The organism is Ruegeria sp. ABV4_181 (genome assembly GCF_056158465.1).
The window spans coordinates 805016-825796 of the sequence record NZ_JBSWTI010000002.1 but is presented as its reverse complement, the minus strand read 5'-3'; the positions used below and the strand labels follow the sequence as shown (position 1 = coordinate 825796).

General features: G+C 61.9%; 17 protein-coding genes. 5 read left to right on the top strand and 12 right to left on the bottom strand.

Features of this window, described 5'->3' with window-relative positions; translation table 11 throughout:
- Positions 1 to 28: 28 nt before the first annotated feature.
- Positions 29 to 898 carry a flagellar motor stator protein MotA gene (gene motA, locus ACXAC3_RS04060; RefSeq protein WP_475156757.1) on the top strand — a complete coding sequence of 290 codons (870 nt, stop codon included), beginning with the start codon at positions 29 to 31 and terminating at the stop codon, positions 896 to 898.
- A complete protein-coding gene (locus tag ACXAC3_RS04055; RefSeq protein WP_475156755.1) occupies positions 895 to 3039 on the top strand; it encodes a tetratricopeptide repeat protein in 2145 nt (714 codons plus the stop codon). Before motA ends, ACXAC3_RS04055 begins: the two co-directional genes overlap by 4 nt.
- An 87-nt stretch (positions 3040 to 3126) precedes the next feature.
- On the opposite strand, the gene ACXAC3_RS04050 is transcribed toward ACXAC3_RS04055, so the two are convergent.
- The 3 genes from ACXAC3_RS04050 to betB form a co-directional block, all read right to left on the bottom strand.
- A complete protein-coding gene (locus ACXAC3_RS04050; RefSeq protein ID WP_475156752.1) occupies positions 3127 to 4479 on the bottom strand; it encodes an MmgE/PrpD family protein in 1353 nt (450 codons plus the stop codon).
- Positions 4476 to 6920 (bottom strand): GcvT family protein, encoded by a 2445-nt coding sequence (locus ACXAC3_RS04045; RefSeq protein ID WP_475156750.1) that lies wholly within the window; start codon positions 6918 to 6920, stop codon positions 4476 to 4478. The genes ACXAC3_RS04050 and ACXAC3_RS04045 overlap by 4 nt, the downstream gene beginning before the upstream one ends.
- Before the next feature lie 129 nt (positions 6921 to 7049).
- Positions 7050 to 8504 carry a betaine-aldehyde dehydrogenase gene (gene betB / locus ACXAC3_RS04040; protein ID WP_475156747.1) on the bottom strand — a complete coding sequence of 485 codons (1455 nt, stop codon included), beginning with the start codon at positions 8502 to 8504 and terminating at the stop codon, positions 7050 to 7052.
- 190 nt (positions 8505 to 8694) lie between these two features.
- Between betB and ACXAC3_RS04035 the strand changes: the two genes are divergently transcribed.
- On the top strand, positions 8695 to 9024 hold the full coding sequence (locus ACXAC3_RS04035) for a hypothetical protein (RefSeq protein ID WP_475156740.1): 330 nt from the start codon (positions 8695 to 8697) through the stop codon (positions 9022 to 9024).
- Positions 9025 to 9040: 16 nt separating this feature from the next.
- Here the strand turns inward: ACXAC3_RS04035 and ACXAC3_RS04030 are convergent, their stop codons facing one another.
- Together ACXAC3_RS04030 and trhO are read right to left on the bottom strand one after the other, a co-directional pair.
- Positions 9041 to 9541, bottom strand: a complete 501-nt coding sequence (locus tag ACXAC3_RS04030; protein WP_475156738.1) for an ion channel — start codon at positions 9539 to 9541, stop codon at positions 9041 to 9043.
- A 76-nt stretch (positions 9542 to 9617) separates the two neighbouring features.
- Positions 9618 to 10523 (bottom strand): oxygen-dependent tRNA uridine(34) hydroxylase TrhO, encoded by a 906-nt coding sequence (gene trhO / locus ACXAC3_RS04025; protein ID WP_475156735.1) that lies wholly within the window; start codon positions 10521 to 10523, stop codon positions 9618 to 9620.
- 99 nt (positions 10524 to 10622) lie between these two features.
- Here trhO and pncA point away from each other — a divergent pair, with 99 nt between their 5' ends.
- A complete protein-coding gene (pncA, locus tag ACXAC3_RS04020) occupies positions 10623 to 11216 on the top strand; it encodes a bifunctional nicotinamidase/pyrazinamidase (protein ID WP_475156732.1) in 594 nt (197 codons plus the stop codon).
- Here pncA and ACXAC3_RS04015 read toward each other — a convergent pair.
- On the bottom strand, positions 11213 to 11737 hold the full coding sequence (locus ACXAC3_RS04015; RefSeq protein ID WP_475156730.1) for a hypothetical protein: 525 nt from the start codon (positions 11735 to 11737) through the stop codon (positions 11213 to 11215). The two genes, pncA and ACXAC3_RS04015, sit on opposite strands and share 4 nt — an antisense overlap.
- A 164-nt stretch (positions 11738 to 11901) precedes the next feature.
- Between ACXAC3_RS04015 and pncB the strand changes: the two genes are divergently transcribed.
- Positions 11902 to 13194, top strand: a complete 1293-nt coding sequence (pncB, locus tag ACXAC3_RS04010) for a nicotinate phosphoribosyltransferase (protein WP_475156727.1) — start codon at positions 11902 to 11904, stop codon at positions 13192 to 13194.
- Positions 13195 to 13197: 3 nt separating this feature from the next.
- Here the strand turns inward: pncB and ACXAC3_RS04005 are convergent, their stop codons facing one another.
- Genes ACXAC3_RS04005 through ACXAC3_RS03980 form a run of 6 tightly spaced genes read right to left on the bottom strand, consistent with a single transcriptional unit; the run spans position 13198 to position 20698 of the window.
- Positions 13198 to 14649, bottom strand: a complete 1452-nt coding sequence (locus ACXAC3_RS04005; RefSeq protein WP_475156724.1) for an aldehyde dehydrogenase family protein — start codon at positions 14647 to 14649, stop codon at positions 13198 to 13200.
- Positions 14650 to 14682: 33 nt separating this feature from the next.
- Positions 14683 to 16281 carry an ABC transporter ATP-binding protein gene (locus ACXAC3_RS04000; RefSeq protein ID WP_475156722.1) on the bottom strand — a complete coding sequence of 533 codons (1599 nt, stop codon included), beginning with the start codon at positions 16279 to 16281 and terminating at the stop codon, positions 14683 to 14685.
- Entirely contained in the window at positions 16278 to 17093 is an 816-nt protein-coding gene (locus ACXAC3_RS03995) for an ABC transporter permease (protein WP_475156719.1), read from the bottom strand. The genes ACXAC3_RS04000 and ACXAC3_RS03995 overlap by 4 nt, the downstream gene beginning before the upstream one ends.
- Positions 17090 to 18037: an ABC transporter permease gene (locus tag ACXAC3_RS03990; protein WP_475156716.1), complete on the bottom strand. Its 948-nt coding sequence runs from the start codon at positions 18035 to 18037 to the stop codon at positions 17090 to 17092. Before ACXAC3_RS03990 ends, ACXAC3_RS03995 begins: the two co-directional genes overlap by 4 nt.
- A gap of 40 nt (positions 18038 to 18077) precedes the next feature.
- Positions 18078 to 19214 (bottom strand): ligand-gated ion channel, encoded by a 1137-nt coding sequence (locus tag ACXAC3_RS03985; RefSeq protein WP_475156714.1) that lies wholly within the window; start codon positions 19212 to 19214, stop codon positions 18078 to 18080.
- Positions 19211 to 20698: an ABC transporter substrate-binding protein gene (locus ACXAC3_RS03980; protein ID WP_475156712.1), complete on the bottom strand. Its 1488-nt coding sequence runs from the start codon at positions 20696 to 20698 to the stop codon at positions 19211 to 19213. The genes ACXAC3_RS03985 and ACXAC3_RS03980 overlap by 4 nt, the downstream gene beginning before the upstream one ends.
- Positions 20699 to 20781: the final 83 nt, after the last annotated feature.

Genomic DNA, 20781 nt, shown 5'->3' with positions numbered 1-20781 from the left:
GCGCCCCGGAATTTGCTGGAGATCTCCCATGATCGGAATACTCGGAATTGTCATCATCTTCGCCATGGTGTTCGGCGGTTATCTGGCTGCGGGCGGCAAGATGGCCATCATCCTGAAATCGCTTCCTTTCGAGATGATGATGATCGGCGGAGCCGCCGTCGGGGCGTTTCTGATCAGCAACGACATGAGCGCGGTGAAACACACCGCCAAAGACATGGGCAAAGTGTTCAAGGGCCCGAAATGGAAGCCCGAGGATTATCGCGATCTGCTGTGTCTGCTGTTTTCGCTGATCCGCATCGCAAAGGCCAACCCGGTCGAGGTCGAACAGCATATCGAGGACCCGGAAAACTCTTCTGTGTTCTCAGCCTATCCCAAGATTCAGGCCGATAGAGAAGCGGTGGACCTGATCTGCGACACAATGCGGTCAGCGGCGATGAATTACGACGATCCGCATCAGGTAGAAGAGGTGCTGGACAAGCGGATGGAGGCCAATTTCCATCACGCCATGCATTCCAGTCATGCCCTGCAAACCGTTGCCGACGGTTTGCCCGCGCTGGGGATCGTGGCCGCGGTTCTGGGGGTGATCAAGACGATGGGATCCATCGACCAGCCGCCCGAAGTGCTGGGCAAGCTGATCGGTGGCGCGCTGGTCGGTACCTTTCTTGGAGTGTTTCTGGCTTATGGGCTGGTCGGCCCCTTTGCCGGAAAGCTGAAGGCCGTGGTCGAGGAAGACAACCATTTCTACCAATTGATCAAAGAGGTTCTTGTCGCCAATCTGCACAATCACAACCCGGCCATGTGTATCGAGGTCGGCCGCCAGAACACGCCGACCCATAACCGCCCGGACTTCACCGAGCTTGAAGAGGCGCTGAAAGAACTCAAACAGGCGGCGGCATGATCCGGTTTGCGATAGTGCTGTCAGCCCTGATCGCGGCCGCAGGCAACGCCGACGCGCGCGACGCGACTGTGCGGTCGGGTGAACATGACGGGTACACAAGGCTGGTCGTGCAGGTGCCGCCCGACACCGGATGGGCTCTGAAACACACTAAGAACGGCGCCCGCCTGAACGTCGCGCTGGAGGATGTGACGTTCCGGACAGAATCCGTCTTTCAACGCCTCACCAATGACCGGCTGGCGACCATTTCGCAGACAGAGCCCGGGGCTGCGCTTGAGATCGAGTTTGGGTGCGACTGCGCGGCCTCGGCCTTTCTGTTCCAGGAAACGATGATCGTGATCGATATCGCGCCCGGTCCCGTTTTGCCGGATATCGCCGGGAATATCCCGCCCCCGGTGCTGCCAAAGGCCGTCAGTCCGGCCAATCCTCCCGTCGCGGCGGAAACCTTCGATGCGCTGTCATTGCCGTTGTTCAACCAGAACGCGCAGGGGCTTGAAAACCAGCTTTCCACCCGGCTCTTGCAGGGTGTTGACCGCAATATTGTCGATCTGAACATTGCGCCGGTGGGGCCGAGGGCGTCCGCCTTGAACCAAAGCCTGTTCATACCGCCCGAACTGGAGTTGAACGTCAGCGTGACATCGGTTCTGGACGACTTGAACGGTCTGCTGGGTCCGCACATACCGCAGCCGGAACGGCGGCCGCCCTGCATATCCACTGCCGAACTGGCCTTTGAAAACTGGTCCGACAACCGTCCCTTCCCGGAACAGGTAGCCGCGCTGCGATCCGGGTTGTTTCAGGAATTCGACGCTCTTGATGAAACCCGCGCCCTGCGGCTGGCCAAACTCTATGCCTATTCCGGATTTGGTGCGGAATCGCTGAGGATGCTTGATCTGCTTGCGGAACCGTCCCAGGTATCCGCCCGGATATTTGCCATCGCCCGGGTTCTGGACGGGGACCGGCAGGATGAAACCAACCCGTTTGCAGGATTGCAGCGCTGCGACAGCGATGCCGCCCTGTGGGCGGCGCTGACCGAGGGCAGTTTGCAGTCGGACGCCAACCTGACCGCGATCGAACAATCCTTCGCGCGGCTGCCGGATCACCTGCGGCGTCATGTCGGGCCGCCGCTGTCCGACATTCTGGTGGATGCGAACCGGCTTGAGGCCGCACGCAGGGTGTTGCGTTCGGTCGACCGCGTTCAAAGCCGGACCAGCCCAGATGTCACGCAGGTCAGGGCCAGGGTCGCGACCGCCGAAGGCGATGACATGGCGTCCGAATCCTTGCTGTCCGAGGTCATTTCAGCACCGGACGCCGCGCTGGAGGCGCCGCTGGCATTGGCGCGGCTGGTCGACAAACGCTGGCTGGACCGTGGTGCGGTATCACCTCAGGAACTGCACCTTGCAGACTCTTACACCGTCGAGTTCCGCAATTCCGAAATCGGGTTCCTGATGCGCCGGACCCATGCCCTGGCCCTGAGCCTGGCGCATGAATTTGACGCTGCACTGGACGTGCTGTCCGGCTTACAGACAGAGGCGGAAAATCAAGAGGCCCTGAACCGCGTGGTACTGATCCTGACCGAACGGGCCGATGATGCCACATTTCTGCGGCGTGTATTGGCCCTGCCCCAGAAACAGATTCAGAGCCTGACGACCGACACCGCCATAGCAGCAGCCAGCAGATTGGCGACGCTGGGATTTTCAAGACAGGCCGCGGCGCTGGCGAAACGACCGCAGGATCGGCTCGAACGCAGAGCGCGTGCCCGGATCAGAGCGCAGGCGGCGCTGTTGGACCAGCGGCCGCATCAGGCCATGCTCGAATTGGCGGAAGACGCATCGTCTGAGGCAACCGCGCTCAGAGCCAAGGCACTACTGGCAGCAGGCGATTATCGGGCGGCGGCTGATCTGATGCGCGTCACAGGCGACCCGGATCAGGCGAACAGGCTATTCTGGCTGGCCGGTTTGCCGGATCACGCTGAGGTCGAGACTGGCGCAAAATATGGCCCGGTGGCACGTGTGACGCAATCTCTGCTGACCGCTCCGCCCCGCCAGCCGGAAACGCCGTTGGCGGAGGCCACGCGCCTGCTGCGGGACAGCGCAGAAACTCGGCAACGGATTTCTGAGTTGTTCGCGGCGCTCGGGCAGGATTAGAGTTCCAGCATTATCCCGGTCTTGCTTTGCCAACAAGAAACGCGCCGGCGCTGACGTCCAGCCCTGAACCCAAACCCAGGCCGGAAGTCAGCGCCCCGGAGGATCAAAGAGAAGCGGCGACAGGTCGGCATATCGGGACCCGGGTTCAACCCAGCCCAGTATCGCGGCGCGGATGGCTTCGGCACGGGCGTCACCGATGACCGGAGCGGCAAACTCGGTGAATTTCGCGATCACCTCATCGCGGCTGATCGGGGCTTCGGGGCCGCCGCGGGCGTGAATGTCACCGGACTGCAGCACGCGCCCCTCTGTGGTGACGATGCTGACATCCGCCCAGCGCCCTTGGGGGAAGCGTGTATTGTGGCGCTCGCATTCGGCAACGGTGATCCGTGACATCAGATTGGCCACGGTCGGATCGGACAGACCCGCGCCCGAGATATGTTCGACGCCGATCCTGCCATGAATCGCCTGCACGGCGACAGCAAAGGGCAGGGAATACTGGGCCTGCGACGTCGTGCCGGGCATGCCGGCAAAAAGACAGGCCGCCTCATGGAAACTGTTGACCTGAATCGCCCGGATCTGAGCGTGGTTGAGATCGTGCGTTTGCATCACCGCCCGCACCCCGTCGATAGCGGCGTGGGCCCAGCGGCAGATCGGGTAGGGTTTCACATATTGATGTTCGACCTGCCAGAACTCGCCCAGATCGGTCCAGTGCGGCGCGGCGCTTTCTGCCTCGATCGTAATGGCAGGAGCGCCGGTAAAGCCGCGCTCGGCCAAAATGGCAGACGACAGGCCAACCAGCGCGCCCCAGCCCGATCCGTCATGCAGCATCGTGGGGTTGGCAATCTCGCGCATCATCTGGCTGCGCGGGCCGTGGTATTCGGCAATCCCCAGCGCCTGCCGCATCTGCTCCTGTGTCAGCCCCCTCAAGCGTGCGGCCATGGCCACGACGCCCAGTGCGTTCCATGCGCCGGAGGTGTGGTAATCAGAAACGGACGCATGCAGCGACAATCCCGCGCGCCCGGCAATTTCATATCCGGTGATCACCGCGGCCAACGCCTCGGGGCCGGTCAAGTCCGGGCAATGTTCAGCGAGCGCCACCAGCGCCGGCAGAACCACCACGCCGATATGTCCTTTGGTCGGGTTGTACCCGTCATGCCCGTCCAGATTGTCGGTCTGGGTGGCGGCGGCATAGGCGGCCCCGGCCATACTGACCGGGCGCCCATCGAACATCATCCGTGCGCTAAAGGCCGGGTCAGAGCTGGCAAAGAGCAGCGCCGCCGTGTCGCGCGCGATCACCCCGGCCTCCATCGGACCGGACGCGATCAGGATGCCCATCGTGTCCAGCATCATCAGGGCCGCAGCCTCTTTGGCGCTTTCGGGCATCTCCGCTGCGGTTCGGTTCAGGGCAAAGTCGGCAAAGCGGTCGAAGGTGGATGTCATTTGACCGGTTCCATGACGGGTTGCGTGACATCGCGCAATCGGTGGCCTGCGGGGTCAAACGGCGGCTCGGTCAGCAGCCGGGCCTTGTGGGGCTTGCCCAGTATGAAGACCTCAACCGTGTCACCGGGCTGCGCCACCTTTGGATCGGCATAGCCGATCGCCAGGGATTTTCCGACCAAATAGCCATAGGCCCCCGAGGTCACCCGCCCCACCGACGTGCCGTCCGGGGTAAAGATCGGCTCGCCGCCTGTTGCATCCGCGTCGGTCGCTTCAACCTCGAAAATCGACAGAACCTCGCGCGGGGCGTTGTCCCTGATGGCCAGGTAGGCGTCTTTATGCAGAAAATCCTTGTCCAGCTTGATCAGACCCGCCAGCCCGACCTCCTGCGGCCAGTATTCCTGAGAATATTCCCGGCCCCAGGACCCGTAGCCCTTTTCGATGCGCAGAGACCCCAGCGCGCGACCACCGACCGGACCACCGCCGAGTTCTTTAGCGGCCTCCAGAAGCGCTGAATAGAGTCGGGTCTGGTCCTCTTCCGCGCAGTGCAACTCCCAGCCCAGATCGCCGGTAAAGCTGACGCGGATTGCCAGGCAATCGACTCCCGCGACCTCAATCCTGCGCGAGCGCATAAAGCGGAATCCTACATTGGTCAGATCGACACTTGTCAGGCGCAGCAGCAGATCACGCGATCTTGGCCCGGCGACATTGAAACCGGCAATGCGGTTGGTGGCGACCTCAAAACTTGTGCCTTCGGGCAGGTCGACCATGTTGAAGAACCGCTGGTGATAGCGTTCGGCCATGCCGGACCCGATCATCATGTATTCGTCTGCGGCGACCATGGTAATGGTGAAATCTCCGGCCACGCCGCCACGCACGGAAATCAGCGGCGTCAGGCAGGAGCGCCCGATCTCGGTCGGCACCCGGTTGGCAACCAACCGGTCCAGCCAGCCCCGGGCGCCCGGCCCCTTGACCACGTAGTTGGCGAAGTTTGAGATGTCGATGACGCCGACCGCCTCGCGCAGCATCCGAACTTCCTGGCCGACCGGTTCAAACCAGTTCTGACGGGTGAACCCGTTGGTTTCGGCCACCCCCGGCTGATCGGCGAACCAGAGCGGATGTTCCCAGCCGCAGTTCAGGCCAAAGACACCGCCCATGTCCTTTTGCATCTGATAGGCCGGGCGCATGCGGGCAGGGCGTCCGGCGCTGCGTTCCTCATTGGGGAAATGGATGGCGAAGCGATGGGTATAGACATCCTCGACCCGCTCCCTGGTGAAAGCCTTGTCGGCCCAGTCGCCGAACCGCGCCAGGTCCCAGGCGAACATGTCATATTGCGGTTCGCCTTCGATCATCCACTGGGCCGACAGCAGGCCCAGACCCCCGGATTGGGAAAAGCCCGGGATGATGCCGGTGCAGCAGAAATAGTTCTTCAGTTCCGGCACCGGCCCCCAGATCGCATTGGAATCCGGCGACCAGATCATCGGCCCGTTGATCACCCGCTTGACCCCTGCCGTGGCAGCCACGGGCACGCGTTCAGTGGCGCGGATGACGTTTTCCATGATCCGGTCCAGATCGTCGGGGAACAGGTCGTGGGCGAAATCCAGCGGGGTGCCGTTTTCCGCCCAGAACCGCATGTCCTTCTCATAAGCGCCGATCAGCAGACCGTTGCCTTCCTGACGGAAGTAATACTCGCCATCGCGATCGGCGATAGACGGCAGGCGTCGGCCCAATTCCGCGACCTCATCAATCGCTTCGGTGACGAAATACTGATGCTCGGTCGGTTGCAGGGGCAGTTCGATCCCCGCCAGCGCCGCCACTTCGCGCCCCCAGAGACCACCTGCATTGACCACCCATTGGGTATGAATATCACCCTTTTCGGTGCGCACGATCCACGAACCGTCAGGCTGCGGATCCGTCCCTGTTACGGGGCAAAACCGCTCAATCGTGGCCCCCATCGCCCGCGCACCGGCGGCATAGGCATGGGTCACGCCCGAAGGATCCACATTGCCACCATCGGGTTCGAACATGATGCAACGAATGTCGTCGAACTGCGCCAGCGGGTGCAGTTCCATCGCCTGCTCGCGGCTGACCTCATAGAAGTTGAGGCCGTAGAACCTGGCCTTGGCCTCTTGCAGGCGCAGCTGATGTTCGCGGTCTTCGGTCTGCGCCAGATAAAGAGAGCCGGACTGAAACACGCCGCAGCCCTGCCCGGTTTCCTTCTCCAGCTCTTTATACAGGTTCATCGTATAGTGCTGGATGCGGGTGATGTTGTTGTTGTCATGCAGGCCGTGAATGTTCGCGGCCGCGTGCCAGGTTGAACCAGAGGTCAGTTCGTCGCGCTCCAGCAGCACCACGTCGGTCCAGCCGAGCTTGGCCAGATGATAGAGGATCGAACAGCCGACAAGCCCGCCTCCGATCACAACGGCCTGAGCGTGGGTTTTCATGAGCGCGACCTCCTGCTGCGGGCGCGCGGATCAGCGCCCCTGCAGGAAAGTCAGCCACAGGTCAAAGCCAGCTTATGCTCTGTTCCCGACGCGAAATGTCGGGAACAGAGCCCGGATAGCCGGTTTTGATCAGTAGGGCGCCTCGACATCGTTCATCGAAACATAGACCGTCTTCATTTCGCTGAAGTGGTTGATCGCCAGTTTCGAGTTCTCGCGGCCAACCCCCGACATCTTGGACCCGCCAAACGGGGCTTCGACCGGGGCGAGGTTGTAGGTGTTGATATAGCAGGTTCCCGCCTCGAACCCGGCCACGATACGGTGCGCACGGGTCAGGTCATTGGTGAAGACGCCGGCTGCCAGGCCGAATTCAGTGTCATTGGCGCGGGCCAGCACTTCTTCTTCCGCTTCGAAATCCAGCACGGACATAACCGGTCCAAAAATCTCTTCGCGCGCGATGGTCATGTCATCCGTCACATCGGCAAACACGGTCGGCTGCATGTAAAACCCGTCGCCGTCGATCCGCGTGCCGCCATAGACCAGTCGCGCGCCTTCGGCCTTGCCCTTTTCGACATAGCCCAGCGCGATGTTCATCTGGTTTTCGCTGACCATGGGGCCGAAATTGACATCCTCGTCCAGCGGATCGCCGATCTTTGCGGTCGCCAGACGTTCGGACAGGCGGGTCAGAAACGCCTCTTTGATGCCTTTCTGCACAAAGACGCGGGTGCCGTTGGAACAGACCTGGCCCGAAGAATAGAAATTGCCCAGAATCGCGCCCGAGACGGCGTTTTCGATGTCGGCGTCGTCGAACACGATCATCGGGGACTTGCCGCCCAGTTCCATCGTGACATGCTTCATGCCATCGGCGGCAGCGGCATAGACCTTGCGGCCGGTCGGCACCGAACCGGTCAGCGAAACCTTGGCCACACGCGGATCGATCACCAGCGAAGCGCCCACGTCGCCATAACCCTGAATGACGTTATAGATTCCCTTGGGGGCACCGGCCTCGATCAGAATCTCGGCCACTTTCAGCGCCGACAGGGGCGTTGTCTCGGACGGTTTGAATACCATGGCGTTGCCGCAGGCCAGCGCCGGGGCACCTTTCCAGCAGGCGATCTGGGTCGGGTAATTCCACGCGCCGATGCCGACGCAGACACCCAGAGCCTCGCGGATAGTATAGACGAAATCGCCACCGCCCAGAGGGATATGCTCACCGGTCAGGGATGCGGCCAGACCGCCGAAATATTCCAGCGCGTCGGCGCCGCTGGTCGCATCGGCCACCAGCGTTTCCTGCAGGGGTTTGCCGGTGTCATGAGTTTCCAGAATCGACAGTTCGCGGTTGCGCTCGCGCATGATGTCGGCGGCGCGGCGCAGAACCCGGCCACGCTCGGTTCCCGACAGCGCGGCCCATTCGGCCTGCGCTGCTTTAGCGCTGTTTAGAGCCTGATTGACGATCTCGGGCGTCGCTGAATGCAGCCGCGCGATGACCTCTCCGGTGGCCGGAAAGATCACGTCGATCGGCGCACCGCCGGTGTCTTCGATATATGCGCCGTTGATGAAATGGCTCGCCTTGGGCTGAAACTTCATGCCGCGTCCTTTTTTTTGTGCAATGTGCCCGCCGGTGACGCCCGGAGGCTGTTTATTTCGCATCTATAGTTAATTGATTGATCAGTCAATAAAACCGGATGCCGGCAACTTCTTGCCCAGTGCCGCCATGCCCCCTTGAAAGAAAATATTAATGTTCTACTTATGTTCTACATAGTCAGAGGATCGCCCGATGGCCCAATACTCGCGAAATACCGCCCTGAGCGGCTCGTCAAACGACTATCACCTGCTGCCCGTCACGGACCGGCAGCTACGCTATGCCCGTGCCATCGCGCAACAATCCGCGCTGGAAATCCCGGCCGAGGCGCAGCGCGACCGTCAGTCCATGTCCACTTGGATTTCGGCGCATAAACCAGCTGATCCATCGCCATTTGCCAATTACCCGACCGGCAAGCAGGTTGCCTTTGCCGAGCGGATTTCGCGCAGCAAGCGCCGCCCGATTCCGGCCGAGTGTTTTCGGGACAAACAGATGATGTCGCGCTGGATCGACAGCAACAGGTAACTCGGCGCTGCGACCCTCAGCGCCCGTGGGTGCGCGTGTAGAGGGCGACGGCGGCGGCGACGAACATGCCCAGCAGGATATAGCCCGTCACAGCTTCGGCCACGGCCAAGCCCCGGCACAGGCCCACGGGGGTCATGTCGCCATATCCGACGGTGGTGAAGGTGACGTAGGAGAAATACAGGATATCGGCCGGCCCCTGTGCGCCGAGCACGCAGTTTCCGGTATATCCGAAGGCGCCATAGACGGCGGCGAACAGAAACGGCACCACCTGAATGAAGGACACGCCCATCAGGAACAACAGCCTGCGCGGCGACTTCACCTGTGTCATGTAAAACCAGGATTGCGACACGATCCAAAGCACCAGCCCTACCGCTGCCAGCGTGCCGATCGTGTCCCCGGCGGTGGCCTCGCTGAGGCGCGACAGGCCGAACCACGCGAAGAAGCTGGCCACGACCATCCCGACCGCCGCCAGCAGGGTCGATTTCCATTCTTCCAAAGTTGTGGGTTTACGGGACATTACACCTCGGGCCGGACTGCGTGACCCCGATCATCCGAATTCCTGCGCCCGCCCGCAACAGGAATTGCAGACGGGTCTAACCGGCCCCCAGATGCTCCTGCCCGCGCTGGCGGGCCAGCAGGATCTGCTTCTGACGCTCGCGGAACCGCATCTTGTCGGCCTCGGTCGTCTCGTCGATGCACCGATGGCAGGTGACGCCGTGTTCATATTCCGGGCGTTTCATATCCTCGGGCAGGATCGGGCGGCGGCAGCCGTGACACAGGTTATGCGGACCTTCGACCAGCCCGTGACCGACCGAGACACGGTTGTCGAACACGAAACACTCACCCTGCCAGGTGCTGTCTTCGGCGGGCATCTCTTCAAGATAGCGCAGGATGCCACCTTTCAGATGGTAGACATCCTCAACCCCCTGCCCCAGCAGGTAGTTGGTGGATTTCTCGCAGCGGATACCACCGGTACAGAACATCGCCACGCGTTTGTTGTGGAAACGCTCTTTGTTTGCCTCCCACCACGCCGGAAAATCGCGGAAGCTGGCGGTTTCAGGGTCTATTGCGCCCTCAAACGTGCCAATCGCCACCTCGTAATCGTTGCGGGTGTCGATCACCACCACATCGTCCGAGCGGATCAGGTCGTTCCAGTCCTCGGGCTCGACATAATGGCCGACGCGCGCGCGCGGATCGACATCCGGCTGCCCCATGGTCACGATCTCTTTCTTCAGGCGCACCTTCATCTTGCCAAAGGGCGGATGATCCGAACCGGCCTCTTTCCATTCCAGATCGGCACAGCCGGGCAAGGCGCGAATATGGGCCAGAACCGCATCAATCCCGGCGCGGGGGCCGGCGATTGTGCCGTTGATCCCCTCTTTCGCCAGCAACAGCGTGCCCTTGACAGACCGGGCGCGGCACAGCTCCAGCAGCGGCTCGCGCAGGGCGGCGTGATCCGGAAAACGGGTGAAGTGATAGAGAGCAGCGATCGTATACATGCGCGCGGTCTAAACCTGCGCGCGCAGAGTCGCAAGAGACCGGATTGACGCCCCCTGCCCGGCACCCTACCGATAGGGCAACCGAAAGCGAGGCCCCCCATGACCCATGCCCTGATCGTAATCGACGTCCAGAACGATTTCTGCCCCGGCGGCGCGCTGGCCGTACCCGGAGGGGATGAGATCGTGGCCCCCATCAATGCAATGATGGACAGGTTCGACGCGGTAATCCTGACGCAGGACTGGCACCCGGCCGGGCATTCGTCCTTTGCCAGTTCTCATGCCGGCAAATCCGCGTACGAGATGACCGAGATGCCCTATGGCCCGCAAGTGCTGTGGCCCGACCATTGCGTTCAGGGCGCGCAGGGTGCGGCCTTTCATTCGGATTTGCGCACCGATGGCGACCTGATTATCCGAAAAGGGTTCCGCTCAGCCATCGACAGCTATTCCGCGTTTTTCGAAAACGACCAGACCACTCCGACCGGCCTTGAGGGGTATCTGAACACGCGTGGCATCCGCAAGCTGACGATGGTGGGGCTGGCGACTGATTTCTGCGTCCACTATTCGGCCGTGGACGCCGCAAGGCTTGGGTTCGACGTGACCGTGCGGATGGACGCCTGCCGCGCCATCGATCTGGACGGGTCTCTGGCGGCGGCCGAAACGGCGATGCGCGAGGCGGGCGTGTCCCTGGCCTAAGGCGCCGCCCCGGCAGAGGCCAGGTATCTGAGCACCAAAATCAGGATCACGGCCAAACCCAGTGAAATGCCGATGCGCCCCTGAACCGTTCGGCGCTTCGGCTTGGCTGGCATTGCCGGGATTGGCGTCGGGGCAGTGTCCGGGGCTTCTTTGATGGTCTCGGGCAGCGGTTGCGCATATTTAACGCTATCGATGAACTGCCCCAGATCGAACGCGCCGCAATATTCGCCGCGAACCCCCATATCCCGGATATTTGCAAACAGCGTGCGCAGGATGCGTTCACGATGGGCTGAGTCCGCTGTGCGGTAAAAGCCGCGCGAAACATCGCTTCTGACCGGTTCAAGATCGAATCCGGCCTGCTGGAAGATATCCCGGATTTTCGGCGAGGCGGCCCGCAGAGCCTCGGCCGTTCTGACATCACGAAAGACCGCGCGCGCAATCGGCGCACCGGACGGTACTGACTTGGAATCCGTTTCCCCAGCTTCAGTCGTTACAATGTCAAAATCGTACTCGAGAACCATTCACAGTCTTAACCTTGTCTTTCCATCCCCTCTTCCCACTAACCGGTGAAAAGAACACACAATATGCTCGATTTGTGACCTGACCTTGTCATTGTTGTCGATCCGGCGACTCTTGCCATTCCAGGCACCTATTGATCTAACAACGGAAATCGCAGGAGTTCCCCATGGTCGATATTGCGACACGCGTGTACAATCATAAATGGAAGATTGACCCGATTGTCCGGTCTTTGATCGACACGGATTTCTACAAACTGCTGATGTGCCAGTCAGTGTTTCGAAATAAGCCCCAAACCGACGTTGTCTTCTCGCTGATCAACCGGTCGAATCACATTCCGCTGGCGGAATTGATCGACGAGGGCGAGCTGCGCGAACAGCTGGATCACATCCGGTCGCTGAGCCTGAGCCGCGGAGAAAGCACCTGGCTGCGCGGCAACATGTTCTATGGCAAGCGGCAGATGTTCCGTTCGGATTTCATGGAATGGTTCGAAAACCTGCGTCTGCCGGCCTATCATCTGGAACGCAAGGGCGACCAGTACGAACTGACCTTCGAAGGCAAATGGCACGAGGTGATGCTGTGGGAAATTCCGGCGCTGGCGGTGCTGATGGAGCTGCGCTCGCGTGCGGTTCTGAACCATATGCGCCGGTTTGAACTTCAGGTGCTGTATGCCCAGGCCATGACGCGGGTCTGGGAAAAAATCGAACAGTTACGGGGTATTGGCGGGTTGGGCATCGCCGATTTCGGCACCCGGCGGCGACATTCCTTCCTGTGGCAGGACTGGTGTGTTCAGGCCATGATCGAAGGATTGGGGCCTGCGTTCACCGGCACTTCGAACTGCCTGATCGCCATGCGGCGCGAGGTCGAGGCCATCGGCACCAACGCCCATGAGCTGCCCATGGTGTATTCCGCGCTGGCTGACAGCGATGCGGACCTGGCGCAGGCGCCGTATGACGTTCTCAGCGACTGGCACGACGAACATGACGGCAACCTGCGCATCATCCTGCCCGACACCTACGGAACCCAGGGTTTTCTGGACCGCGCCCCGGATTGGCTGGCCGGCTGGACGGGCATCCGTGTCGACAGCGGCGACCCGGCGACCGGTGCGGAAACGGCGATCAACTGGTGGGAATCGCGCGGCGAAGATCCGATGCAGAAACGCGTGATCTTTTCAGACGGCCTGGACGTGGCTAAGATCCGCGAGTTGCACAGCCAGTTTGCCCACCGAACCAAAGTCTCGTTCGGTTGGGGCACATTGCTGACCAATGATTTCCGCAAGCTTGTCCCGGGTGACGCGCTGGCACCGTTTTCGCTGGTCTGCAAGGCGGTATCGGCCAATGGCCGCCCAACCGTGAAACTGTCGGACAACCCGGAAAAGGCAATGGGTCCGAAGGACCAGATCGAACGCTACAAACGGGTGTTCGGCGTTGGGGCCCAACAAGCGATCGAGGTAATCGTTTAGACCCTAACCATGGTATGCGGCGACCGTTTTCACCTGTGAGAAGCCGAACAGGGCCTCAAACCCCTTTTCGCGGCCATGGCCGGATTTACCCACCCCGCCAAAGGGCAATTCAATCCCGCCGCCCGCGCCGTAATTGTTGATGAAAACCTGGCCCGACCGCAGGTTTTTCGCCAGCCGCATCTGCCGCGCCCCGTCACGGGTCCAGATGCTGGCGACCAGCCCGTATTCGGTGGAATTGGCGATCTGCGCCGCGTCCTCTTCGGTGTCGAACGGGATCAGAACCTGAACCGGGCCAAAGATTTCGTCCTGGGCCAGAACATGGTCGGGTGGGACGTCGGCAAATAACGTGGGCTGAACATAGGCCCCGTTCGCGGGCGCGTGATCTACGATCCGCCCCTGCGCCGCGATATCCAGATCGGCGCCCCGGGTCAGGAAACCCGAAACAATCTCTTTTTGCCGGGCCGAGATCAGGGGACCAACGCGCAAATCCTCGTGCGCCGGGCCGACAGTCAGATCGGCATAGGCCGCAGCCATCCGGGCCCTGACCTGCGCATAAGCGCCGCGCTGCACCAGAATGCGGGACGAGGCTGAACAGGTCTGCCCTGCATTCTGAATCCCTGCATTCACCAGAAACGGCAGCGCCGCGTCCAGATCGGAGTCGTCAAAGACCAGTTGCGGGGATTTCCCCCCCAGTTCCAGCGTCACCGGCACCACGTTGCGCCCCGCCGCCTGCTGCACCAGCGCACCCGTGGCGACGGACCCGGTGAACGAGATATGGTGCACGCCCGGATGCCCCGACAGCGCCGCCCCGGCCTCGGACCCCAGTCCGGGAACGACATTCAGTGCCCCGGCGGGCAGCCCGGCCTGTTGCGCCAGATGGGCAAAGGCCAGTGCGGTCAGGCAGGCCTCTTCCGCCGGTTTCAGGACACAGGCATTGCCCATTGCCAGCGCCGCCCCCACCGAGCGGCCGATGATCTGCATCGGATAGTTCCACGGCACGATATGGCCCGTGACCCCGTGCGGCTCGCGCAGGGTGTAAACCGTATAACCGTCAATATAGGGAATGGTTTCACCCATAACCTTGTCCGCCGCGCCGCCGTAGAATTCGCAATAGCGTGCCAGCGCAACAGCGTCCGCCCGCGCCTGCGACAGCGGCTTGCCGACATCCATCGCCTCCAGCGCGGCCAGATCGTCGACGCGTTCCAGCACCAGTTGCCCCAGACGGGTCAGGATACGCCCCCGCTCCAGCGCGATTTTGCGGCCCCAGTCGCCATCCAGCGCGGCCTGCGCCGCCGCCACCGCCGCGTCGATATCTGCACCTGTGCCGCGCGCGATCCGGCAAATCTCGGACCCGTCCGACGGGTTGATCATCGGAATATCCGCCTGTGACGCGGGATGGACCCATGCGCCACCGATCAGGCACAGGCTGGGATCGAACCAGAGGGGATTGGACATGAGGCGCTCCGTTTCGGCTCTAATACAGGGGTTTCAGGCCACTTTTCCCCCAATCTCAGGCAGCGTCGGCGCCGCTTCGATCAGGGTGCGGGTATAAGGGTGTTGCGGGTCGGTAAAGACCTGCTCGGTCTCGCCCTGTTCGACGATCCGGCCTGCCTGCATCACCAGAACCCGGTCGGTGATTGTGCGCACAACGCTCAGGTCGTGGCTGATGAAGAGGTATGTCAGATCGTAGGCCGCGCAAAGCTCGGCCAGCAGGTCCAGGATCTGCGCCCGGACCGAGACATCCAGCGCCGATACCGCCTCGTCAAACAGGATCAGTTCGGGGCGAATGATCAGGGCGCGGGCGATGGCGATCCGCTGCCGCTGCCCGCCCGAGAACTCGTGGATATACTTGCCCGCATCATCGGGGCTGAGACCCACGGCGCGCAGCATCTCGGCAATCCGGTCCTGACGTTCCGTCCCGGTGGGCGGCGTGTCCAGCAGGTGAAACGGCTCGGTGATCAGGCGGGCGACGCGGTGTCGCGGGTTGAAGCTGCCATATGGGTCCTGAAACACCACCTGCATCTTGCGCCGAACGGCCAGGTTGGGTTTGTGACCGGTAAATACGGGCTGACCATCCAATTTGATTTCGCCGCTCTGCACCTCCTCCAACCCCAAAATCGCCCGTGTCAGGGTCGATTTTCCGCACCCCGACTCGCCCACCAGGCCCAGACGCTCGCCCTTGTTCAGGACAAAGCTGACATGGTCCACCGCGCGGTGGCTTCCTGGCGTGCCGAACAGGCGTTTCCGGGGCAGGCGATAATCCCGGACAACCTGCGTCACCTCAAGCAGCGGGCGCGGGTGCTGAGGCTCTGGCAGCGCCACCTGATGGCCCGATGCCTCAAACAACATGCGGGTATAGGGGTGCTGCATGTTGCGCAGCAGATGATCGGTGGCACCGCTTTCGACCACTGCGCCGTGGCGCATCACCACGATCTGATCGGCCAGACCGGCGACAACCGCCAGATCGTGGGTGATCATCAGCAGGCCCATGCCATATTCGCGCACCAGCCCCTTCAGCAGATCGAGGATCTGCGCCTGTGTCGTCACATCCAGCGCCGTGGTCGGCTCATCAGCAATCAGCAGCGTCGGGCGCAGGGCGATGGCCATGGCGATCACGACGCGCTGGCGCTGACCGCCCGACAATTCGTGCGGAAAGCGGGTCAGCGGGAACCGGTCGGGCGGCAGGCCAACGCGCGTGAGCACCTCCTGCGCGCGTGTGCGGGCCTGCGGCGCAGGCATCGCTTTGTGGATCAGGATGGTTTCCATCACCTGATCGCCGATCGTCTTGACCGGGTTCAACGCGGTCATCGGTTCCTGAAACACCATACCGATCGACGCGCCACGCAGGGCACACATCTCATCCTCGGGACAGTTCTGAAGGTCCCGGCCCTGCAAACGAATCGCGCCCTGTGCCGTTGCCCCCGACGGCAGCAGTTGCATCACCGCAAGCGCGGTCATCGACTTGCCCGATCCGCTTTCGCCGGTCACGGCCACGATCTGACCCGGCGCGATCGACAGGCTGACCTGTTTCAGGATGTCTATGCCGTGGATCGACAGGCACAGGTTTTCGATCTCAAGCAAGCTCATGCGCGGGCCACCCTGATCCGGGGATCGAGCCAATCGCGCAGACCGTCGCCCAGAAGGTTCAGACCCAGCACCGTGACGATGATCGCCAGACCCGGGATCAATGCCAGATGCGGGGCGAAACTGACCATGGTCTGCGCATCGGCCAGCATCCGCCCCCAGCTGGGCGTGGGCGGTTGCGCGCCCAGACCGACATAGGACAGGCCCGCCTCGGCCAGAATACCCAGAGAGAACTGGATGGTGCCCTGCACAATCAGCAGGTTGGCGACATTGGGCAGGATATGCTCGGCCGAGATTCGCGACGCGCCCTTGCCCGACACGCGGGCGGCCAGAATGAACTCCCGCTCCCACAGGGACAGCGCCGCGCCGCGGGTGATACGGGCAAAGACGGGGATGTTGAAGATTCCGATGGCGATGATGGCGTTGATGGCGCCGGCGCCGAAAACGGCCGTGATCAGGATGGCGATGACCAGCGACGGGAAGGCAAAGACCAGATCGTTGCCGCGCATGATCAACTCATCCAGCCACGACCCCTTGCGTGCGGCCGCCGTCAGACCCAGCGGCACGCCCAGCGCCATGCCGATGCCCACGGCGACCAGGGCCACGGCGATCGACGTGCGCGCGCCGACCATGATCATCGAGAACATGTCGCGCCCGAAATGATCGGTACCGAACCAGTGCAGCGCGTTCGGGGGTTGCAGCTTGTCGGGAATGTTCAAGGCCGCATAGTCGTAGGGCGTCCAAACGAACGAGACCAGCGCCGCCAGCAACACCAGCGAGGACAACAGCGCCCCAAGGGTCAGGTTGCGGCTCATGTCCGGCTCCTCAGGCGGGGGTCGACGGTGGCATAGGCGAGATCGACCAGAAAATTCACCGTGATGACGGCAAAGACCAGCAGCATGACAACCGATTCCACGACGATCAGGTCCCGCGCGGAAATCGCCTGAAACACCAGCCGACCGAGACCGGGCAGGTAGAAGACCTGTTCGATGATGATCGACCCCGCCAGCAGGAAGGAAAACTGTAATCCGATGATGGTCAGGACCGGGATCAGCGCGTTGCGCACCCCGTGCCGCCACAGAACCTGACGACGCGTCAGCCCTTTGGCGCGGGCGGTGCGCATGAAATCCTCGCCCAGAATATCCAGCAGCGCCGACCGCATGACCCGCGCCAGAATTGCCGCCTGCGGCAGGGCCAGTGCAATCGCGGGCAGGGTCAGCGAATGCAGCCCGGTCCAGACGCCCTTGTCCCAGCCGGCAAATCCGCCGGCGTTGAACCAGCCCAGATTGATGGCAAAGATCAGCACCAGCATCATCGCGAACCAGAAATTCGGAACTGCAATGCCCAGCTGCGTTGCCCCCATCACCGTCAGGTCGCCCGGCCTGCCGCGGCGCGCGGCGGCGTAAATACCGGCGGGAAAGGCGATCAGGGTGGACAGAGTCAGCGCATAAAGCGCCAGAGGCAGCGACACCCAAAGCCGGTCCGCGATCATCTGCGACACCGGCGTGCGGTAGGTGTAGGAGGTGCCGAAATCCCCCACCAGCATGCCGCCGACCCAGTTGAAATACCGCTGCGCCTTCGAGACATCCAGCCCAAGCTCGGCCCGCAGCGCCGCCAGCGTGTCGGCCTGCGCATTCACGCCCAGCATGAAAGAGGCCGGATCGCCCGGCGCAACCTCGATCACGGCGAAGATGACCACCGAGGCCACGATCAGGCTGATGACCAGTGAAAGCAGACGTTTGAACGCATAGTGCAGCATCAGGACCACGTTAGGGTCACAGCGGATGCGGGTCCAGCACCTAAGGCACCAGAAGATAGGCGAAAACCGCGTAACCGACGATCGCCGCATAGCCAAGCGGGTAGATCCACTTGATGGCGTAATTGTCCAGCTTTCGCGCGGCGTCCTCGCGCCCCGCAACTTTCATCCGGCGCAGGGCGACATTGAAGACGATCAGCGCCCCGGTCATCAGGAACATGCATTGCAGGACGAAGTCCAGAAAGGTCAGATACCCCAGCTTGGGAAGATCGGCCGAAATTGCCCAGTTAAAGGCCACGAAAACCAACAGGTTGCCGCCGGCGATCTCGATCCGCCGGCGATATTCGTCCAGAAAGAACAGCGCCCAGCCGACGGTGATCAGCACCAGCATTGGCAGAAACACCCGTATGACGTAATAGGTCAGGTGGCGGTGACCCTCGAACACCAGCTCGACCTGATCGCTTTCGCGGCCCGAGATGCCGATCACCTTCGAGGCTTCGACCCGGGCGTTGTCCAGTATCCATTCTTCTTCGCCCAGCAGATCGCCAAGGCCCGAATGGTCATCCAGCGGGAAATACGAGACGTATTCGGACGGAAGGATCGACACGACCTCGAAGTGAAACTCCTGCGTGTCGAACGGGTATTTCCGAAAGTTGAAATGCGGTGCCTGCAAGGTCAGCGACGACTTTTCGACATAGACGACACGCCCGTCATAGCGCAGCGAGGCCGCGGATTCGTGAATCCATTTGTTGGATTGCTGATTGTGGATCACAAAGGCCGGCAGCACCGCCCCGATACTGGTGGCATGTTCTGCCAGGGTTGGCGGGTTGAAGACGCGGAACTCGCGCCCCGCCGCATCGCGGTCAAAGGCCAGCGCCGGATCGGTCCATTGCACCCGCAGCACGACAACCGCGCCGTAATTCTCGGCCTTCTGGTCGACACTGGTGATCTGGTCGATCTGGATACCGATACCCACTTTCAGCGGGTTCTCGGGCGTACCGGCCAGCGCATCCATCCGCCCGTCCAGCACGTTCTGGGCTGCGGCCCTGCCCAGCGGGAAAAACACCAGGCAGGCGGCCAGAACACAGAAACACAACGTACGAAACAGGATCATCTTGGACGGGTACTCTGACACGGCGGATAGCCAGGGCCGCAGGTTGCAGCCCCGGCGAACACTCATTCGGACCAGCTGATCTGCGTCAGGTCAATCGCCGCCGTGGGCGCGTTTTCCCACAGCCCCTGAACACCCGCCTTGGCGACGCCCAGCTTGGCCAGCTGGAACAGGTATCCGTTCACATAGTCACTGGCGATCAGACGCTGCGCCTCACCCATCAGACGGGTACGTTCGTCGGGATCAGTGGTTGAGTTCAGCAAGTCCATCAGCGCCTGAAAATCGGTGCTGTCATACTGAAAATAGTAATCCGGACGCGCGTAGATGCCGATATCCATCGGTTCGGTATGGCTGACGATGGTCAGGCCGAAATCCTTGCCCTTGAACACCGATTCCAGCCATTGCGCCCATTCCACATTGATGATCTCGGCCTTGATGCCAACCTCGGCCAGTTGCGCGGCGACAATCTCGCCGCCCCGGCGCGCATAAGATGGCGGGGGCAGGTGCAGGGTGGTTTCAAACCCTTCTGCATATCCGGCATCGGCCAGCAGCCTGGCGGCCTCTTTCGGGTCATGGGCCGAATTGCCGGTCAGATCGACATAGGCCGGGTTGTGCGGCGCGAAATGGGTGCCGATCGGCGTGCCATAGCCGAACATCGCACCGTCGATGATCGCCTGACGGTCGATGGCATGGGCCAGCGCCTGACGCACGCGGATGTCGTCAAACGGCGGCTGTTTGTTGTTGGTCGACAGGATGGTTTCCCCTTCGGTCGAGCCGACAAGCACCTGAAACCGCGGATCAGCCTCGAACTGCGGCAGGTTTTCCGGGGCCGGGAAGTTGTCGAAGACGTCCACATCCTCGGCCATCATCGCGGCAAAGGCGGCGGTCGGGTCCGAGATGAACTTGAACGTCGCTGTCTCCAGCGCCGGCTGATCGCCCCAGTAATCGGGATTGCGGTTCAGGGTGATGCTGTCGCCCTGCACCCATTCGCCAAAGGTAAATGCGCCGGTGCCGACCGGGTCGGTCTTGATTGCGTCGATGCTTTCGGGGGCGACGATCACCGCGTCCCCCCAGGCCATGTTGAACAGAAAATTGCCGTTGGGTTCCGACAGGGTGACCTTGACGGTCAGCGGGTCTACGACCTCGACGCTTTCAATCCCGGCAAACAGGGCCTTTTGCGCGTTGGCGCTGTCCTCAGCCGTGGCCCTGTCGAGGCTGAATTTGACGTCCTCGGCATCCATCGCGGTGCCGTCGTGAAAGGTCACGCCGTCGCGCAGCTTGAACGTATAGACGGTTCCGTCATCCGAAATCTCCCAGCTTTCGGCAAGGCCGGGCACAACCGAACCATCGCCCATGAACCGGGTCAGGCCCTCGAAGATATTGGTGTAGACCACCGAATCGATGGCCTGCGCCGCCGCGCTGGTCGGGTCCAGATGCGGCGGTTCCAGCTGCATCGCGATGGTGATGTCGGATTTGGCCGACGCCTGCGAGGCAATCAGGCTGGCACCCAGCACAAGCGCCGAGGCAAAGGACCGAAATGTCTGCTTTGTCATGTAAATCTCTCCCCACGGAAAACATGCGGCCTCGTGCGTTTGCGGGCCGTTCTGCGACCAATGTCCCTTTAAACCTTGGGTCA

Bases quoted from the DNA above. Each gene is read 5' to 3' on its own strand.
- motA (WP_475156757.1), top strand. From the start codon at position 29: ATGATCGGAATACTCGGAATTGTCATCATCTTCGCCATGGTGTTCGGC.
- ACXAC3_RS04055 (WP_475156755.1), top strand. From the start codon at position 895: ATGATCCGGTTTGCGATAGTGCTGTCAGCCCTGATCGCGGCCGCAGGC.
- ACXAC3_RS04050 (WP_475156752.1), bottom strand. From the start codon at position 4,479: ATGACATCCACCTTCGACCGCTTTGCCGACTTTGCCCTGAACCGAACC.
- ACXAC3_RS04045 (WP_475156750.1), bottom strand. From the start codon at position 6,920: ATGAAAACCCACGCTCAGGCCGTTGTGATCGGAGGCGGGCTTGTCGGC.
- betB (WP_475156747.1), bottom strand. From the start codon at position 8,504: ATGAAGTTTCAGCCCAAGGCGAGCCATTTCATCAACGGCGCATATATC.
- ACXAC3_RS04035 (WP_475156740.1), top strand. From the start codon at position 8,695: ATGGCCCAATACTCGCGAAATACCGCCCTGAGCGGCTCGTCAAACGAC.
- ACXAC3_RS04030 (WP_475156738.1), bottom strand. From the start codon at position 9,541: ATGTCCCGTAAACCCACAACTTTGGAAGAATGGAAATCGACCCTGCTG.
- trhO (WP_475156735.1), bottom strand. From the start codon at position 10,523: ATGTATACGATCGCTGCTCTCTATCACTTCACCCGTTTTCCGGATCAC.
- pncA (WP_475156732.1), top strand. From the start codon at position 10,623: ATGACCCATGCCCTGATCGTAATCGACGTCCAGAACGATTTCTGCCCC.
- ACXAC3_RS04015 (WP_475156730.1), bottom strand. From the start codon at position 11,737: ATGGTTCTCGAGTACGATTTTGACATTGTAACGACTGAAGCTGGGGAA.
- pncB (WP_475156727.1), top strand. From the start codon at position 11,902: ATGGTCGATATTGCGACACGCGTGTACAATCATAAATGGAAGATTGAC.
- ACXAC3_RS04005 (WP_475156724.1), bottom strand. From the start codon at position 14,649: ATGTCCAATCCCCTCTGGTTCGATCCCAGCCTGTGCCTGATCGGTGGC.
- ACXAC3_RS04000 (WP_475156722.1), bottom strand. From the start codon at position 16,281: ATGAGCTTGCTTGAGATCGAAAACCTGTGCCTGTCGATCCACGGCATA.
- ACXAC3_RS03995 (WP_475156719.1), bottom strand. From the start codon at position 17,093: ATGAGCCGCAACCTGACCCTTGGGGCGCTGTTGTCCTCGCTGGTGTTG.
- ACXAC3_RS03990 (WP_475156716.1), bottom strand. From the start codon at position 18,037: ATGCTGCACTATGCGTTCAAACGTCTGCTTTCACTGGTCATCAGCCTG.
- ACXAC3_RS03985 (WP_475156714.1), bottom strand. From the start codon at position 19,214: ATGAGTGTTCGCCGGGGCTGCAACCTGCGGCCCTGGCTATCCGCCGTG.
- ACXAC3_RS03980 (WP_475156712.1), bottom strand. From the start codon at position 20,698: ATGACAAAGCAGACATTTCGGTCCTTTGCCTCGGCGCTTGTGCTGGGT.